A 17,212-nucleotide genomic window follows, 5' to 3' on the forward strand; every position below is an offset into this window, starting at 1 on the left:
GGAGTGCCCGTGCCCGGTGAGAATCTGTCCCGCGACGAGGCCCGCACCCGGGCCGAGCTGCTGACCGTCGACGGGTACGAAGTCGCCCTCGACGTACGGTCCGCGGTCGGGGACGCCGAGGAGGGGGCCGGGCCGCGCACGTTCCGCTCGGTGACGACGATCCGCTTCCGTGCCGCCGAGCCGGGTGCGCCGACCTTCGTGGACCTGATCGCCCCGTCCGTGAGCAGCATCACACTCAACGGCCGCGAACTGGACCCCGCCGCCGCCTTCGACGGCTCCCGGATCGCGCTCGACTCCCTGGCCGCCGAGAACGTGCTCGTCGTGGACGCGCAGTGCGCCTACAGCCGCACCGGCGAGGGCCTGCACCGCTTCGTCGACCCGGAGGACGGCGAGGTCTACCTCTACACGCAGTACGAGCCGGCCGACGCGCGCCGTGTCTTCGCGAACTTCGAACAGCCCGACCTCAAGGCGCCGTTCCGTTTCGAGGTGACCGCGCCCGAGGGCTGGACCGTGTGGAGCAACGGGGAGGGGGCCCGCGCCGAGGACGGAGTGTGGCACTTCGCCGAGACGCGGCCGATCTCGACGTACATCACGGCGGTCGTCGCCGGCCCGTACCACTGCGAGACGGATGTGTACGAGCGGGAGATCCCCGGGGGCACCTCCCGGGCCGAAGGCGCCGGGGCAGGCACGGTGCTGCGGATCCCGCTGGGCGCGATGTGCCGCAAGGCTCTGGCCAGGCACTTCGACGCCGACGCCATCTTCCTCGTCACCAAGCAGGGTCTCGACTTCTTCCACGACCACTTCGACTACCCGTACCCGTTCGGGAAGTACGACCAGGCGTTCGTGCCCGAGTACAACCTGGGCGCCATGGAGAACCCCGGCTGTGTGACCTTCCGCGAGGAGTTCGTCTTCCGCGGCAAGGTGACGCAGGCGTCGTACGAGCGCCGGGCGAACGTGATCCTGCACGAGATGGCGCACATGTGGTTCGGCGACCTGGTCACCATGCGCTGGTGGGACGACCTGTGGCTCAAGGAGTCGTTCGCCGACTTCATGGGCTCGTTCTCCATGGTGGAGGCGACCCGCTTCACCAACGGCTGGGTCACCTTCGCCAACAACCGCAAGGCGTGGGCCTACCGCGCGGACCAGCTGCCGTCGACCCACCCGATCACGGCCGACATCCGTGACCTGGAGGACGCCAAGCTCAACTTCGACGGCATCACGTACGCCAAGGGCGCCTCGGTGCTCAAGCAGCTGGTGGCGTACGTGGGGCGGGAGGCGTTCCTGGAGGGGGCGCGGCGCTACTTCAAGCGACACGCGTACGGGAACACGCGCCTCGACGATCTGCTGTCCGTGCTGGAGGAGACCTCCGGACGGGACATGAAGGAGTGGTCGCGCGCCTGGCTGGAGACGTCCGGGGTCGACTCGCTGACGCCGGAGGTCCTGTACGGCGAGGACGGCCGGATCACCGAGCTCGCGATCGCCCAGGACGGCGACACGCTCCGGCCCCACCGCGTGGTGGTCGGGCTGTACCGGACCGAGGACGGGAAGCTCGTGCGGTACGCGAGCGCCGGCGTGGACGTTGTCGGGGCGCGCACGGTGGTGTCCGAACTCGCGGGCACGGAGCGGCCAGAGCTGGTCCTCGTCAACGACGAGGACCTGACGTACTGCAAGGTCCGCTTCGACGAGGACTCGCTGGCGACGCTGCGGGCGCACCTGGGCGACATCGAGGACCCCCTGGCCCGGGCGCTCGCCTGGTCGGCGCTGTGGAACATGACGCGTGACGCGCTGATGCCGGCGCGGGACTTCGTGGACCTGGTGCTGCGGTTCGCCGGGCGGGAGTCGGACATCGGCGTACTGCAGATGCTGCACGCGTGGACCCGTGCGGCCCTGGTGCACTACGCGGCCCCCGCGTGGCGCGAGGAGGGCTCCCGGCTGCTGGCCGAGGGCGCGCTGGGTGAGCTGCGGCGCGCGGAGCCGGGCACGGAGCACCAGCTGACGTGGGCGCGGTTCTTCGCGTCGGTGGCGGCGCGGGACGAGGACTTCCGGCTGCTGTCCGGTCTGCTGGACGGCACGGAGAAGATCGACGGTCTGGACGTGGACCAGGAGCTGCGCTGGGCGTTCCTGGGGCCGCTGGCCGCGCACGGCCGGGCGGACGAGTCGGTGATCGCGGCGGAGCTCGCGCGCGACGACACGGCGTCGGGCAAGCGGCACGAGGTGCGCTGCCTGGCGGCGCGGCCGTCCGCTGCGGTGAAGGCCCAGGCGTGGGCCGCGGTGGTGGAGTCGGACCGGCTGTCCAACGCGCTGGTGGAGGCGACGATCGCGGGCTTCGCCCAGCCCTCGCAGCGTGACCTGGTGGCGCCGTACGCCTCGAAGTACTTCGAGGCGATCGAGCGGGTCTGGTCGGAGCGGTCGATCCAGATCGGGATGGACGTGGTGCGGGGCCTGTACCCGTCGCTCCAGGACTCGCCGGGCACGCTGGCGGCGACGGACGAGTGGCTCGCCGCGCACGAGTCGGCGGCGCCGGCGCTGCGCCGACTGGTCCTGGAGGCCCGCGACGACCTGGCGAGGGCGCTGCGCGCGCAGGAGCGGGACGGGTCGTAGGGGGGCGGGATGCGCTGCGCGGGGCTGTTCCCCCTACCCGCCTCAAACGCCGGACGGGCTGATTTCGCGCAGCGAAATCCAGCCCCGCCGGCGATTGAGGCGCGGGGGTCCGGGGGCGGAGCCCCCGGTTACGGGAAGGGGGTGGGGAACAGCCCCGCGCAGCGGCCCCCCACCGGCACCCCCATCGGCACTCGAACGCGCGTACTTTAGTGCGGTCTTGTCCCGAAATTCCGACGAGCGTGTAACAGGGGTTAGGGACCCGCTCACCCCCGGGCATTCCCTCCGCATGGAACAGTGCGACACTCCCCTCCCTCTCCCCCTCCACCCCCACCACATCCCCGAGCTCGTCGTGTCCGGCGCCGAGTTGCGCGCACGCGGTGTCACGCCGGGGCGGGCCGCGCAGCAGTGCAGGGCCGGTGGGCCCTGGCAGGTGCTGTTGCCCGGGGTGTACCTCCTGCGGTCCGGGCCGGTGACCGGCGAGGAACGGCTGCGCGCCGCGCTCCTGTACGCCGGGCGGCCCGCGGTCCCCGCCCAGCGGAATGACTCGGCGCCGTACGGCCAGGCGATGGTCACCGGGCTCGCCGCGCTCGCGCTGCACGGGTTCTCCGGCGTTCCCCCGCTGAGCACGCTCGACGTGATCGACGTGCTCGTGCCCCGTACGCGGCGTCTGCGGTCCACCGGGTGCGTCCGGCTGGTGCGCGGGCAGGTGCTGCCGATCGCGGAGGAGGCCGGCGGCGTGCCGGTCGCCCCGGTGGCGCGCGCCCTCGCCGACGCCGTCGCCGGGCTGACCGACGCCCCCCAGCGGGTCCGGCTGCTGCTGACGGAGGCCGTCCGCGGCGGCTGCGAACCAGCCGCGGTCGTCAGGGAGTTGAGCGACGCCCGGCTGCTCGACCAGCCCCACGTCATGGACGCCGTCGACTTGCTGCTCGCCGAGGGCCGGGCGCTGGCCGAGGGCCGGCTCTACGCGCTGGTGCGCGCAAGCGGCCTGCCCGAGCCGCTGTGGAACGTGGATCTGCGGCTGCCCGGCGGCCCCCACCTCGGCGGCGTCGACGCGTACTGGCCCGATCAGGCCGTGGCTGTCGAGCTGGACACGCGCGCGCCCCGGCACGACGAGGACGCCCTGCGGTCGGAGTACGCCCACAAGCGGGACGTCCTCGAACGCCTCGGCATCACGGTCGTCCACATCACGCCCCGCAAGCTGCGGGACGCGCCCGAGCAGCAGGCGGTCGTGGTGCGTACGGCGCTGATGGCGGCGGCGGACCGGGAGCCCGCGGCCTATGTGGTGGCGCTGCCGCGCTGAAGAACGTGACCGAGCGCCGGCCGGGAGCGCCACAGTTCGAGTCCGATGTCGACCAGGGCGACCCGGTCGAGTCCCGGTACAGCGCCCAGGGCGTGCCATGCGGCCAGATCGGTCGACCCGTTCGTCTCGGACCGCAGTCCACCACCCGTGACGCGGCCCTCGTAGACGATCCTCAGGCCCTGGAAGTCGGCGAACATGCCGAGTTTGCGCGGGTAGCGACGGCGCATCGAGTCGATGCCGAGCAGGGCGGTCATCTCCGCCGCGTAGCCGGTCTCTTCCTCGACCTCGCGGACGACGGTGTCCAGGGGGTCCTCACCGTGGTCCATTCCGCCGCCGGGCAGCGTCCACTTCCTGGTGCCGTCACCCGCCACCCAGCGGGCGAGCAGGATCTGTTCATCCCGTATGCACACGGCGTACGCCGCGACCCTCAGCTCCCTGTTCATCCGGTGAGGTTATCGGCGGGTCCTCGGGGACGGGCGGGTTCGCCGGGGAGAACTCGGGGCCGGACCAGCGCAGCGGTGACGCCGCCTCGGCGTGCACGACGCCGGACACCGTGAAGCGGACGGTGCGGCCGCCGTCCGGTATGTGCTCAGTGCGGGCCGTGCCGGTGAGCTGGAGCGTGGTCCCGGTGCTCCAGTCGAGCAGCAGCAGTCCGGCGCGCGGGTCGCGCTCCAGGTTGCCGAGGGTCAGGAACATCGCGTTGCCGGGATAGTCCTCCCAGCTCAGCTCGGTCGGCGAGACGACCCGGAGGAAGCCCGGGTTCCCGCCGCGGTGGCTCGCGTCGGCCCCGTCGGGTGTGCCCGTGGCGACGAAGAAGGTGTCGGCCGCGCGGACGAAGGCCGTCTGATCCGGGTCGAGGCGTGCGCCGCGCCGCACGGCACCGGCCGGGGGCGCGTCCGCGCCGGTCTCGTACAGCTCCCTCTTCTGGAGGTACTTGGGGCAGTTGGCGAAGACCCGCTCGGTCTCGACGAGCAGCCCGCGGGCGGACGGGCGGACCGTGCCGCCCATCCGCATCCGCCGGCGTGTGCGCGGGTCCAGGACGATCGCGCCGGCCGCCACGGGAGGACCTGCCAGTGTCCCGGCGAGCGGGTCGTGGCCGGGCACGCTCCCGGCGATCGAGACGTGGTGCGCTCCCGTGGCCCGCAGGAACCCGGGCGGGCCGGTGAGCAGCGAGGCCCACATCCGGCCGGCCTCGTCCGCCGCGCCGAGCACGAGCATGGGCTGCAGGCCGAGGAAGGCCGCGGCGACCGGCTTGATGCCGGAGCCGATCGAGCGGCCGACGTGCGCGGCCTGCTCCCGCACGCCGACGCGGCGCTGCACGGCGAGGGAGCCGTGGTGGTAGGGGACCGGTGCGAGCTCCATGGGAGTCAGCTCCTGAGGCAGGCCGCGGACGGCCTAGAAGAAGCCGCAGGTGGGCGCTGCGGCGCTGGGTGCGGGCGACTCCTCGGCGCCTGAGGGCGCGTAGATCTCCAGGCGGGTGCCGTCGGGGTCGTGGAAGAAGATGCCGCCGGACGCCGCGCCTTCGCGGTGGGCGACGACGCCGTCGTGGACGAAGTCGACGCCGAGGCCCTTCAGGCGTGCCTCGGCCGCACGGACCTCGTCGATGGACGCCGCCTCGAAGGCGAGGTGGTGCAGCCCCGCGCGGGTGGCCTCGAAGGCGGATTCGGCCTGCTGCCACAGGGTGAGGACGAGGGTGCCGTCGCGGCCGAGGAAGGCGAAGCGCCGGCCGTCCTCCTTGCCCTCGCCGATGACCTCGAAGCCGAGGGTGCCGGCGTAGAAGGGGAGCGACCGGCCGAGGTCGGTCACGTTGAGGCCGATGTGGCCGCTGGCAAGCGCGCTGCTGGACGTCATGGAAGACCTCTCTGCGTCGTGCGGTTCCGCCTCGATGGCTAACCGCTCACATTCAATTTAGCGGTTAGATGCGAGAGGTGCAACCGGTCACGTACGCTTGAGGGGTTAGACGCAACGGAGCGAAGGAACACGCATGACCGCCGCCGACCCACGCCCCCTCCTCGGCGAGCCGGTCTCGCTCGACCTCCTCAACACCCGCTGGATGCACGACGGCGAGCTCCAGGACCTGCTCGAGGACACCGGCGGCCTGGAGATCTGGCTGCGGACGAACGGCCTCGCGGACCGGTTCGCCGCCGACGCGGCCACGCTGGAGAACACCCTCGTCGCCCGGGACGCGCTGGCCGCGCTGGTCGACCGCACGGACGCGCAGGCCGCCGCAGGCGTCGACGCCGTCCTCGCACACGGCCGCATCCGCGCCACGCTGACGGACGAAGGACCCGGCGAGGAGGCGGAGTTCACCGACCCGGCCTGGGGGCCGGGCTGGATCGCGGCCCGCGGCCACCTCGACCTGCTGAGCACCGCGCCCGACCGGATCCGCGCCTGCGCGCACGACGCCTGCGTCCTGCACTTCTTCGACACGTCGCGCAACGGCACCCGCCGCTGGTGCTCCATGGCCCTGTGCGGCAACCGGGCGAAGGCCTCGCGCCATTACGCGCGGACCCGCGAGGGGTGAACAGCGGGCGACATGGCCTGATTTGACCGCGCTGACGCATCCAGCGCGCTGGCGGGTCTCCGCCACGTCGGCTTCACGACTCGATCAAGTCTCCACAAACCGCTGTTCTTTACGAAAGGCTGAGCGGTCATCCGGTACCGAATTCCGGACCCTCTCTTCCACGAACAGGGATGCAGATGACCCCCCAGCCCCAGAGCTCCAGCACAGAGCGCTCCGTACCCGGGCACAGACGCGCTGCCCGGGTGGCGGCGGCCGCCTCGCTCGTGGCCGCACTGGCCGCGGCGGGCGCCGTCCCGGCCGTCGCCTCGGCGCCCGTCGACGACCCATCGGCCACCAAGGGCCTCAGGACCGCGGCGTCCCCGACGGACAAGCTCGGCACGGCCGACGCCGAACTGCTCGCCGAGGCCGAGGCCGACGGCCGCAAGACCGTGACCGTCATGGTCGCCACCGCCCCCGGGGAGACCGAGCAGGTCGCCGGCCGGCTCGACGCGGTCGAGGGCGCCACGGTCGGCAGGACGTTCGACAAGCTCGGCTACGTCCGTGCGACACTGCCCACCGCCGAGGCCGAGGACGCCCTGACGGCAGTGGCCAAGCTCTCCAGCGTCCACGGCATCGACCTCAAGCACGAGATCGAGCTGGACGACCCGACGCCGGCCGGCGACCGCGCCGGGGGAGCGGCCACCGCGGCCGAGGGAATCTACCCGGCTCCCGGCAAGGACACGCCCGCCGAGAACCCGTACAACCCGTCCTTCGAGACGGGCGCGGTCGAGTTCGTCGAGGACAATCCCGAGGCCGACGGCCGAGGGGTCACCATCGGCATCCTGGACTCGGGCGTCGACCTCGGGCACCCGGCGCTGCAGAAGACCACCACCGGCGAGCGCAAGATCGTCGACTGGGTCACGGCGACCGACCCGGTGGCCGACGGCGACGGCACCTGGCTGCGGATGGACACCGCCGTCAGCGGCCCGACGTTCACCGCCGGCGGCCGCACCTGGTCCGGCCCGGCCGGGTCCTACGGCTTCCAGACCTTCGCCGAGTCCGCCACCCGTGGCGGCGACATGGCCGGAGACCTCAACCGTGACGGCGACACCACGGACAAGTGGGGTGTGCTGTACGACGCGGGCACCCGCACCGCCCGGGTGGACCTGAACAACGACGGCGACTTCACCAACGACACCGTCATGAAGCCGTACAAGAACGGCTTCCAGGTCGGCTACTTCGGCACCGACAACCCCGCGACCGACGTCGCCGAGCGCATCCCGTTCGTGATCGAGGTCCGCAAGGACGTCGTCCACAACGCCGCCGGCGCCAAGGCCGACTACGTCAGCATCGGCGTGATCGAGGGCTCGCACGGCACCCACGTCGCCGGCATCACCGCCGCCAACGGCCTCTTCGGCGGCGAGATGAACGGCGCCGCGCCCGGCGCCAAGCTCGTCTCCTCGCGCGCGTGCACCTGGTCCGGCGGCTGCACCAACGTGGCCCTGACCGAGGGCATGGCCGACCTGGTCATCAACCGCGGCGTGGACATCGTCAACATGTCCATAGGGGGCCTGCCCGCGCTCAACGACGGCAACAACGCCCGCGCGGAGCTCTACACCCGCCTGATCGACACCTACGGCGTCCAGCTGGTCGTCTCGGCCGGCAACAGCGGCCCCGGCGTCAACACCATCGGCGACCCGTCCCTGGCCGACAAGGTCATCAGCGTCGGCGCCACCATCTCCCGCGAGACCTGGGCGGCGAACTACGGCTCCGTCGTGGCGAAGAAGTACGCGATGCTGCCCTTCTCCTCCCGCGGTCCGCGTGAGGACGGCGGTTTCACGCCGACTCTGAGCGCGCCCGGCGCCGCCATCAACACCACGCAGACCTGGGCGCCCGGCGGCCCGGTCGCCGAGGCGGGCTACCAGCTCCCGCCGGGCTACTCGATGCTCCAGGGCACCTCGATGGCCTCCCCGCAGGCCGCGGGCGCGGCCGCGCTGCTGATCTCGGCGGCCAAGCAGAACGATGTCGAGCTGACCCCGGCGAAGCTGCGCACGGCGCTCGTCAGCACCGCCGACCACATCCGCGGCACGCAGGCGCACGAGGAAGGCGCCGGCCTGATCAACATCGTGGACGCCTGGGACGCCATCGAGGACGGTGCGACCGCCCACGAGTACAGCGTCAAGGCCCCGGTCGACACCGCGATCGACCAGTTCCTGAAGACCCCGGGCTTCGGCACCGGCCTGTACGACCGCGAGGGCGGCCTCAAGGCCGGCGGGAAGAAGACGTACGACGTCGTCGTCACCCGCACCACGGGCCCGGACCGTCCGGTGCGGCACGAGCTGCACTTCGAGAACAACGACGGCACGTTCCGGATCGTCGGTGACGACGAGGTGGCGCTCCCGCTGAACCGGCCGGTCACCGTCAAGGTCGCCGCGGGGCCCCGGTCCGCCGGTGTGCACAGCGCGATCCTGGAGGTCGACGACCACCGGACCGAGGGCATCGACAAGCAGGTCCTCACCACGGTGGTCGCCTCGCACGAGCTGGCGCAGCCCTCGTACACGCTGTCCGCGTCCGGCTCGGTGCAGCGCAACAGCCACAAGTCCTACTTCGTCACCGTTCCGAAGGGTGCGAAGAGCCTGGAGATCGCGCTCGGCGGTCTCGCGGCGGGCAGCCAGACCCGGTTCGTCTCCATCCACCCGTACGGTGTGCCGTCGGACCCGACGTCGACGGTGAACTGCTACCCGAACTACACCAACCCGGCGAACACCTGCCGCCCCGACCTGCGGTCGTACGCGAACCCGCAGCCGGGCGTCTGGGAGGTCGAGGTCGAGTCGCGCCGTACGTCGCCGCTGCTCGACAACCCGTACCAGCTGGACGTCGCCGTGCTCGGCGCCTCCTTCGACCCGGCCGTCCAGACCCTGGCCGAGGCGAAGATCGGCACCCCGGCCGCGGTGCGGTGGAACGTGACCAACGGCTTCGCCGCCATCGACGGCAAGCTGGCCGGCGGCTCGCTCGGCTCCTCGAAGGTCACCAAGCCGACGATCGCCCACCGCGAGATGCAGACGACCACGGTCGTCATCGGCGAGGGCGTCGAGCGCTTCGACGTCGCCATCGGCAACGTCTCCGACAAGGCCGCCGACCTGGACCTCGCGGTCAAGAAGGACGGCGTGACGGTCGGCTCGTCCGCGGACGGCGACTCGGAGGAGGCGGTCAGCCTGGTGAAGCCGGCGGCCGGTACGTACACCATCGAGGTCGACGGCTACTCGGTCCCGGCCAAGACCACGACGTACGACTACCGCGACGTCTACTTCGCGCCCTCGCTCGGCCAGGTCAAGGTCGGCGCGGACCCCGTGAAGCTCGCCAACGGCGCGACCGCGCAGGTCACCGCCGAGGTCCTGGTGAACAGCGCGGCTCCCGAGGGACGGCAGTTCTTCGGCGAGGTGCGGCTGCTGAACGCGCGCGGCACGGCCGCGGGCACCGGCAGCGTCGTGATCGGGAAGGTCACACCATAACGGTGTGATGCGCAGGGAGGGCGGGCATCCTAGGGGTGCCCGCCCTTCCGCGTGTGTGGCGTGCGTCCCGTTCCGCGGACAATCGATTGGACAAGGCGGCCGTGGACATACGCATCATGGAGCGGCACCCCATGCCGCAAGATGGTGCACAAACGTACGGAGGAGTCCCCGTGAAGGTCGGAATCGTCGGAGCCACCGGGCAGGTCGGCACGGTCATGCGCAAGATCCTTGCCGAGCGGAAGTTCCCGGTCGACGAGCTCAGGCTCTTCGCCTCCGCCCGTTCGGCGGGCTCCACCATCGCGTGGGAGGGCCGCGACATCACGGTCGAGGACGCCTCCACGGCGGACTACACCGGACTGGACATCGTCCTGTTCTCGGCCGGCGGCGCGACCTCCAAGGCGCTCGCCGAGAAGGTCGCCTCGCAGGGCGCGGTCGTGATCGACAACTCCTCGGCCTGGCGCCGCGACCCCGAGGTGCCGCTCGTCGTGTCCGAGGTGAACCCGCACGCGATCAAGGACCGCCCCAAGGGGATCATCGCCAATCCGAACTGCACCACGATGGCCGCGATGCCGGTCCTCAAGCCGCTGCACCAGGAGGCCGGCCTCGTCTCGATGGTCGCGACCACCTACCAGGCCGTTTCCGGGTCCGGTCTCGCGGGCGTCGCGGAGCTGGACGACCAGGTCAAGGCGGTCGCCGACCGTGCCGCCGAGCTGACGCACGACGGCGAGGCCGTCGTCTTCCCCGAGCCGGGCGTCTACAAGCGCACCATCGCCTTCAACGTCCTGCCGCTCGCCGGCAACCTCGTGGACGACGGCTCCCACGAGACGGACGAGGAGCAGAAGCTCCGCAACGAGTCCCGCAAGATCCTGGAGATCCCTGAGCTCAAGGTCTCGGGCACCTGTGTGCGCGTGCCGGTCTTCTCGGGCCACTCGCTTCAGGTCAACGTCCGCTTCGAGCGTGCGATCGGCGTGGAGCGCGCGTACGAGCTGCTGAAGGACGCGCCGGGCGTGGAGCTCTCCGAGATCCCGACCCCGCTGCAGGCGGCCGGCCAGGACGCCTCGTACGTGGGCCGCATCCGCGTGGACGAGACGGTGGACAACGGCCTGGCGCTGTTCGTGTCCAACGACAACCTGCGCAAGGGCGCGGCGCTGAACGCGGTGCAGATCGCGGAGCTGGTCGCGGACGAGCTGCGCGGCTGAAGGCCCTGACGGAGCCGAGGGGGCAATCACCGGAAGGTGATCGCCCCCTTGTGCGTGCCATGGCGGGCTGCCGCCGCGACGTCCCTGGTCAACAGCCGGGCGCGGGCGGAGCCGGGAGATCACCGCCGACCGCCGGCACCTGTGCGGCTGTGCGGTGACCGGGTCGAAATCTGCCGGGCGGAGCCCCTTCGGCGCGTGGAAGGATGGCCGCAAACATCGCAGACCGAGGAGATGACCGGGTGCCTGGCACAAACCTGACCCGTGAAGAGGCGCAGCAGCGAGCGCGCCTGCTCACCGTTGACTCGTACGAGATCGATCTCGATCTCTCCGGGGCGCAGGACGGCGGGACCTACCGGTCCGAGACCACCGTGCGCTTCGCGTCCGCCGAGGACGGTGCGGAGACCTTCATCGACCTGGTCGCCCCCGCCGTGCACGAGGTCGTGCTGAACGGGAAGTCGCTGGACGTCGCCGCGGTGTTCCGGGACTCGCGGATCACGCTGAAGCACCTGCAGGCGGGCGACAACGAGCTGAGGGTCGTCGCCGACTGCTCGTACACCAACACGGGCGAGGGCCTGCACCGCTTCGTCGACCCCGTCGACGAGCAGGCCTACCTCTACACCCAATTCGAGGTGCCGGACGCGCGCCGCGTCTTCGCCAGCTTCGAGCAGCCCGACCTCAAGGCGACCTTCCGGTTCACCGTGAAGGCGCCCGAGGGCTGGACCGTGATCTCCAATTCGCCGACGCCGCAGCCGCAGGACAACGTCTGGCGCTTCGAGCCGACGCCGCGCATCTCGACGTACATCACGGCCCTGATCGCCGGCCCGTACCACAGCGTGCACAGCTCGTACGAGAAGGACGGGCAGTCCGTCCCGCTCGGCATCTACTGCCGCCCCTCGCTGGCCGAGTTCCTGGACGCCGACGAGATCTTCGAGGTCACGCGGCAGGGCTTCGACTGGTTCCAGGAGAAGTTCGACTACGCCTACCCGTTCGCGAAGTACGACCAGCTCTTCGTGCCGGAGTTCAACGCGGGCGCGATGGAGAACGCGGGCGCGGTGACCATCCGCGACCAGTACGTCTTCCGTTCGAAGGTGACGGACGCGGCGTACGAGGTGCGGGCGGAGACGATCCTGCACGAGCTCGCCCACATGTGGTTCGGCGACCTCGTCACCATGGAGTGGTGGAACGACCTGTGGCTGAACGAGTCGTTCGCCACCTACACCTCGATCGCGTGCCAGGCGTACGCGCCGGGCTCGAAGTGGCCGCACTCGTGGACCACGTTCGCGAACTCGATGAAGACCTGGGCGTACCGGCAGGACCAGCTGCCGTCGACGCACCCGATCATGGCCGAGATCCGCGACCTCGATGACGTTCTCGTGAACTTCGACGGCATCACGTACGCCAAGGGTGCGTCGGTTCTCAAGCAGCTCGTCGCCTACGTCGGCATGGACGAGTTCTTCCGGGGCGTGCAGGCGTACTTCAAGACGCACGCCTTCGGCAACACGCGGCTGTCGGACCTGCTGGGCGCGCTGGAGGAGACCAGCGGCCGGGACCTGAAGACCTGGTCGAGGGCGTGGCTGGAGACGGCCGGCATCAACATCCTGCGCCCGGAGATCGGCACGAACGACTCCGGTGTCATCACCTCCTTCGCCGTGAGGCAGGAGGCCCCGGCGCTGCCGGCGGGCGCGAAGGGCGAGCCGACGCTGCGCCCGCACCGCATCGCGATCGGCATGTACGACCTGGACGACGCGGGCAAGCTGGTGCGCCGCGAGCGGGTCGAGCTCGATGTCGACGGCGGGCTGACCGAGGTCCCGGAGCTGGTGGGCAGGACCCGCCCCGCCGTCGTCCTGCTCAACGACGACGACCTGTCGTACGCGAAGGTCCGCCTCGACGAGGAGTCCCTGCGGAACGTCACCCAGCACCTGGGCGACTTCACCGAGTCCCTGCCGCGCGCGCTGTGCTGGGCCTCGGCCTGGGACATGACCCGCGACGGCGAGCTCGCCGCCCGCGACTACCTGGCGCTGGTCCTGTCCGGGATCGGCAAGGAGTCCGACATCGGTGTGGTCCAGTCGCTGCACCGCCAGGTCAAGCTGGCCATCGACCTGTACGCGGCGCCCGCCTGGCGCGAGACCGGCCTGAACCAGTGGACGGACGCGACGCTGGCGCACCTGCGGGCGGCGGAGCCGGGCAGCGACCACCAGCTGGCCTGGGCACGGGCGTTCGCCGCGACCGCGCGCACACCGCAGCAGCTGGACCTGCTCCAGGCGCTGCTCGACGGCACCGAGACGATCGAGGGCCTGGCCGTCGACACCGAGCTGCGCTGGGCGTTCGTGGAGCGGCTGGCGGCGACGGGCGTCTTCGACGAGGACGAGATCGCCGGCGAGTACGAGCGGGACAGGACCGCGGCCGGTGAGCGGCACGCGGCCACCGCGCGGGCCGCGCGTCCGACGCCGCAGGCCAAGGCGGAGGCATGGGCGTCGGTCGTCGAGTCCGCTGCGTCCGATGCGGGGACAGCGCTGCCGAACGCCGTGCAGGAGGCCGTGATCGGCGGCTTCGTCCAGACCGACCAGCGCGAGCTGCTCGCTCCCTACACGGAGAAGTACTTCGAGGCGGTCAAGGGCGTGTGGGAGTCCCGCAGCCACGAGATGGCGCAGCAGGTCGCCGTCGGCCTCTACCCCTCGCTCCAGGTCTCGCAGGACACCCTGGACGCGACCGACTCCTGGCTGAAGGCGGCCGAGCCCAACGCGGCGCTGCGCAGGCTCGTCTCGGAGTCGCGTGCGGGCGTCGAGCGTGCGCTGAAGGCGCAGGCGGCGGACGCGGCAGCGGAGTGACACAAGAGGAGTAGAACCTCTGCAAGTGGCGGCGCGCCGGGGCCCGTTCGGCCCGGCGCGCCTCCTTGTATTTTCGGTCGTCGACAACGCGCCAGACCGGAACCCTGAGTCAACAACCGTGCTGCGACCGGGATATGCTCCCGCCCGTCGCTTCATGTGATCTTTCCCGTTCGACTCTGAGGATGCTGATGGTTCGACAGGGAACGTCGACCGGAAGTCCGCGGCCGAGGGCGAGCCTCGTCTGGCAGCTGCCCGTCGCCGTGACCACCGTGGCCGCGATCGCGGCCGCGTTCCTGGTCTCCGCGTCGGCTCGCACCCCCGTACTGATCGTCTCCGCCGTGGCCGTCGCCATGGTCGCCGTGGCCTGCGCCGTGGTGGCGCGCCGGAACAGACTGGTGGCCGAGCTGCGCGAGCGGGTCGCGGCCCAGGACGCGCTGCTCGCCCGCCGCGCGGCCGAGACCGGCCGCCTCGCGGGCGAGCTGCTGCCCCAGGTGGTCGAGGCGCTGCGCAAGGGCGGCTTTCCCGAGGACGTGCTCGCCGCCGTCGACGCGCCGGCCGAGCACCACGCGGTGCTCCGCTCCGTCGTCGACGCGGTCAGCGCCGAGGAGGACCTGCGCGAGTCCGCGCAGCGCGCCTTCGTGAACATCGCCCGCCGCGTACAGGCCATCGTCCACCAGCAGGCCCAGGAGCTGCGGGAGATGGAGGACCGGCACGGCGGGTCCCCGGAGGTCTTCGGCGACCTGCTGCGCATCGACCACGGCACCGCGCTGATCGGCCGGCTCGCCGACTCCATCGCCGTCCTCGGCGGTGCCCGCCCGGGCCGCCAGTGGAGCAAGGCCGTCCCGCTCTACAGCGTGATGCGCGGCGCCATGTCCCGGATCATCGACTACCAGCGTGTGGAACTGCACTCGGTCTCCGAGGTCGCCGTCGTCGGCACCGCCGTCGAACCACTGATCCACGCCCTGTCCGAGCTGCTGGACAACGCCACCCGCTACTCGCCGCCGCAGACGAAGGTCCATATGACCGCGGTGGACGTGCAGTCGGGCATCGCCATCGAGATCGAGGACGGCGGCGTCAGCATGAGCGAGGAGGCGCGCAGGCGCGCCGAGCGGATGCTGCGCCAGGCGCAGCAGGGCATCGATGTCAACGACCTGGGCGAGACCCCGCGCCTCGGCCTCGCCGTGGTCGGCCGGCTCTCGCAGGCGTACGGCTTCCAGGTCTCGCTGCGCTCCTCCGCGTACGGCGGCGTGCGCGCCGTCCTCGTCGTCCCCCAGGCGCTGATCACCACGTCCGCTTCGGCGACCGGTCTGGCGCACGGCATCGGCGCCGCCTCCGGCCCCCGCCTCGCAGGCTCCGACACCCACGAGCGGCTGCCGCGGCCGGTCACCGGCCCCTCGGCGCCCCTGCCCGCGGAGGACGCACCGCAGGTGACCGAGCGGACGGCGAACGGCCTGCCCCAGCGGCGCCGCAAGAACCGGGTGACCGCTCCCGCCGTCCCCGCGGCCGGGGCGGCGACGACCCCGGCGGCTCCCGCGATCCGGCCGGGCGCCGCGGCGGACGCCGCACCGGCGGTGCAGCCCGGCATGTGGCTGGCCGCCTTCCAGAGCGGCCTGTCCGGCGACACCCCCCCGACGAACAACGGAAACGAGCAGCCATGATTCAGCGGCAGTCCCACCAGAGCAACATGGACTGGATGCTCAAGGACCTGGCAGAGGGCGTACCGCAGACCCGAAACGTCGTCGTGCTGTCCGCCGACGGACTGCGCATGGCACAGTACGGCGCGGACACGGACACGGCCGACCGGCTGGCCGCCGCCTGCGCCGGACTGCAGAGCCTCGCGGCCGCGGTCGCCTCCGAACTCCCGAACGGCGACGGCCAGATGCGGCTCGTCGTCATCGAGATGAACGGCGGCTTCTTCTACCTGATGGCGGCCGGCGCGGGCGCCTACCTCGCGGTGCTCGCCGACGAGGGCGTGGACGCCGGGCTGATGGGCCAGCGCATGCGGGACCTCGTGCTGCGGATCGGAGAGCACCTGAGCACGCCGCCGCGGCACGAGGGGCAGACCGCGTGAGCGAAGCGGACGAGGACTGGGAACCGAGCAGTCCGGAGCGGCTGTACGTCATCACCGGCGGCCGCAGCGGTTCCTTCGCGCCGACCGCCTTAGACCTGGTCACACTGATCGTGGCCAGGTCGGGCCCCAAACCCGGAATGCAGCCGGAGCACGCGGCCATCATCCGCATCTGCCAGGCGCCGCTCTCGGTGGCCGAGATATCCGCCTATCTGGGCCTGCCGGTGAGTGTGATCACCGTGTTGCTCAGCGACCTGTTGGCCGAGGACAAGGTGCTGGCACGCGCACCCGTCCGGGCCGCTCACCTCCCCGACCGCGCTTTGATTGAGGCAGTGATCGATGGACTTCAGAAGCTCTGAGCAGGCTCTCGGCCCGCGGAGCGAGGACGTGCTGCCGTCGACCGCCACGGCCGCCGTCAAGGTGGTCATCGTGGGTGGCTTCGGTGTCGGCAAGACGACCCTGGTCGGTTCGGTCAGCGAGATCAGGCCGCTGACGACCGAGGAGACGATGACGCAGGCCGGGGTGGGCGTGGACGACACCCAGGGCGTGGAACGCAAGACGGCGACGACCGTCGCGATGGACTTCGGCCGCATCAGCATCAACGAGGAACTGGTGCTGTACCTGTTCGGCACTCCCGGTCAGGAGCGCTTCTGGTTCCTGTGGCGCGGGCTGTTCGAGGGCGCGCTCGGCGCGGTGGTGCTCATCGACACCCGCCGGCTGGAGGTCAGCTTCGACGTCATCGGGCGGCTGGAGGAGCGCGGCGTCCCGTTCGTGGTCGCGGTCAACTCCTTCCCGGACGCTCCGGATTACCCGCTGGAGGAGCTGCGCGCCGCGCTGGACCTGCCCGAGTCGGTGCCGATCGTGCTGTGCGACGCGCGGCAGCGCGCGTCCAGCCGGGACGTCCTGATGGCCCTGATGCGTTACCTGCAGTCCCTGGCCCAGGCCCAGGCGGCGTCCTGACCGGTCGCCGGTCCCGTGCGGCCGGGGCCGGCGAGGGTCTCGCGCAGGCGGCCGCCGGTGGTGGTCTTCACGCCTCGGATCCGGCCACCGATGGACCGTTGCGCTCCGGTATGCCGGGGATTCGCCCCGTTGGATCAGCCAATCCGCCTGAGTACGATGCGCCTAGATGATCACTCTGAGGTGCAAGTTGCGCGTGTGACAACGGAGTTGACGCGCCGCACCCGCATCGAGAGGCAGGCCG

13 protein-coding genes are annotated in these 17,212 nt (G+C 71.5%); 10 read left to right on the top strand and 3 right to left on the bottom strand.

Features of this window, described 5'->3' with window-relative positions; translation table 11 throughout:
* Positions 1-9: 9 nt before the first annotated feature.
* Together pepN (HW130_RS19155) and HW130_RS19160 are read left to right on the top strand one after the other, a co-directional pair.
* Complete coding sequence (pepN, locus tag HW130_RS19155; RefSeq protein ID WP_177150855.1) at positions 10-2,601, top strand: aminopeptidase N; 2,592 nt, start codon at positions 10-12, stop codon at positions 2,599-2,601.
* A gap of 286 nt (positions 2,602-2,887) precedes the next feature.
* The gene (locus HW130_RS19160) at positions 2,888-3,901 is read left to right on the top strand and encodes a hypothetical protein (protein ID WP_177150856.1); all 1,014 of its coding nucleotides are present in this window, start codon (positions 2,888-2,890) and stop codon (positions 3,899-3,901) included.
* On the opposite strand, the gene HW130_RS19165 is transcribed toward HW130_RS19160, so the two are convergent.
* The 3 genes from HW130_RS19165 to HW130_RS19175 are packed head-to-tail and all read right to left on the bottom strand — an operon-like array spanning position 3,877 to position 5,752.
* The gene (locus HW130_RS19165; protein ID WP_177150857.1) at positions 3,877-4,344 is read right to left on the bottom strand and encodes an NUDIX hydrolase; all 468 of its coding nucleotides are present in this window, start codon (positions 4,342-4,344) and stop codon (positions 3,877-3,879) included. The genes HW130_RS19160 and HW130_RS19165 overlap by 25 nt on opposite strands.
* Positions 4,295-5,263 carry a pyridoxamine 5'-phosphate oxidase family protein gene (locus HW130_RS19170; protein ID WP_177150858.1) on the bottom strand — a complete coding sequence of 323 codons (969 nt, stop codon included), beginning with the start codon at positions 5,261-5,263 and terminating at the stop codon, positions 4,295-4,297. The genes HW130_RS19165 and HW130_RS19170 overlap by 50 nt, the downstream gene beginning before the upstream one ends.
* Before the next feature lie 33 nt (positions 5,264-5,296).
* Positions 5,297-5,752: a VOC family protein gene (locus tag HW130_RS19175; protein WP_177150859.1), complete on the bottom strand. Its 456-nt coding sequence runs from the start codon at positions 5,750-5,752 to the stop codon at positions 5,297-5,299.
* A gap of 133 nt (positions 5,753-5,885) precedes the next feature.
* Between HW130_RS19175 and HW130_RS19180 the strand changes: the two genes are divergently transcribed.
* From HW130_RS19180 to HW130_RS19215, 8 genes are all read left to right on the top strand, one after another.
* Positions 5,886-6,425 (top strand): CGNR zinc finger domain-containing protein, encoded by a 540-nt coding sequence (locus HW130_RS19180; RefSeq protein ID WP_177150860.1) that lies wholly within the window; start codon positions 5,886-5,888, stop codon positions 6,423-6,425.
* Between the two features lie 176 nt (positions 6,426-6,601).
* Positions 6,602-9,916: a S8 family serine peptidase gene (locus HW130_RS19185; RefSeq protein WP_177150861.1), complete on the top strand. Its 3,315-nt coding sequence runs from the start codon at positions 6,602-6,604 to the stop codon at positions 9,914-9,916.
* A gap of 170 nt (positions 9,917-10,086) precedes the next feature.
* Positions 10,087-11,115, top strand: coding sequence for an aspartate-semialdehyde dehydrogenase (locus HW130_RS19190; protein ID WP_177150862.1), 1,029 nt, complete (start codon positions 10,087-10,089; stop codon positions 11,113-11,115).
* Positions 11,116-11,354: 239 nt separating this feature from the next.
* Positions 11,355-13,943 carry an aminopeptidase N gene (gene pepN, locus HW130_RS19195; protein ID WP_177150863.1) on the top strand — a complete coding sequence of 863 codons (2,589 nt, stop codon included), beginning with the start codon at positions 11,355-11,357 and terminating at the stop codon, positions 13,941-13,943.
* A 188-nt stretch (positions 13,944-14,131) separates the two neighbouring features.
* Complete coding sequence (locus HW130_RS19200) at positions 14,132-15,601, top strand: sensor histidine kinase KdpD (protein WP_177150864.1); 1,470 nt, start codon at positions 14,132-14,134, stop codon at positions 15,599-15,601.
* Complete coding sequence (locus tag HW130_RS19205; protein WP_177150865.1) at positions 15,598-16,014, top strand: roadblock/LC7 domain-containing protein; 417 nt, start codon at positions 15,598-15,600, stop codon at positions 16,012-16,014. The genes HW130_RS19200 and HW130_RS19205 overlap by 4 nt, the downstream gene beginning before the upstream one ends.
* Positions 16,011-16,370 carry a DUF742 domain-containing protein gene (locus HW130_RS19210; RefSeq protein ID WP_177150866.1) on the top strand — a complete coding sequence of 120 codons (360 nt, stop codon included), beginning with the start codon at positions 16,011-16,013 and terminating at the stop codon, positions 16,368-16,370. Before HW130_RS19205 ends, HW130_RS19210 begins: the two co-directional genes overlap by 4 nt.
* The gene (locus HW130_RS19215; RefSeq protein WP_177150867.1) at positions 16,351-16,971 is read left to right on the top strand and encodes an ATP/GTP-binding protein; all 621 of its coding nucleotides are present in this window, start codon (positions 16,351-16,353) and stop codon (positions 16,969-16,971) included. Before HW130_RS19210 ends, HW130_RS19215 begins: the two co-directional genes overlap by 20 nt.
* The last annotated feature ends 241 nt before the right edge of the window (positions 16,972-17,212 follow it).

The organism is Streptomyces sp. PKU-EA00015, from assembly GCF_013387495.1.
GTDB lineage: Bacteria > Actinomycetota > Actinomycetes > Streptomycetales > Streptomycetaceae > Streptomyces.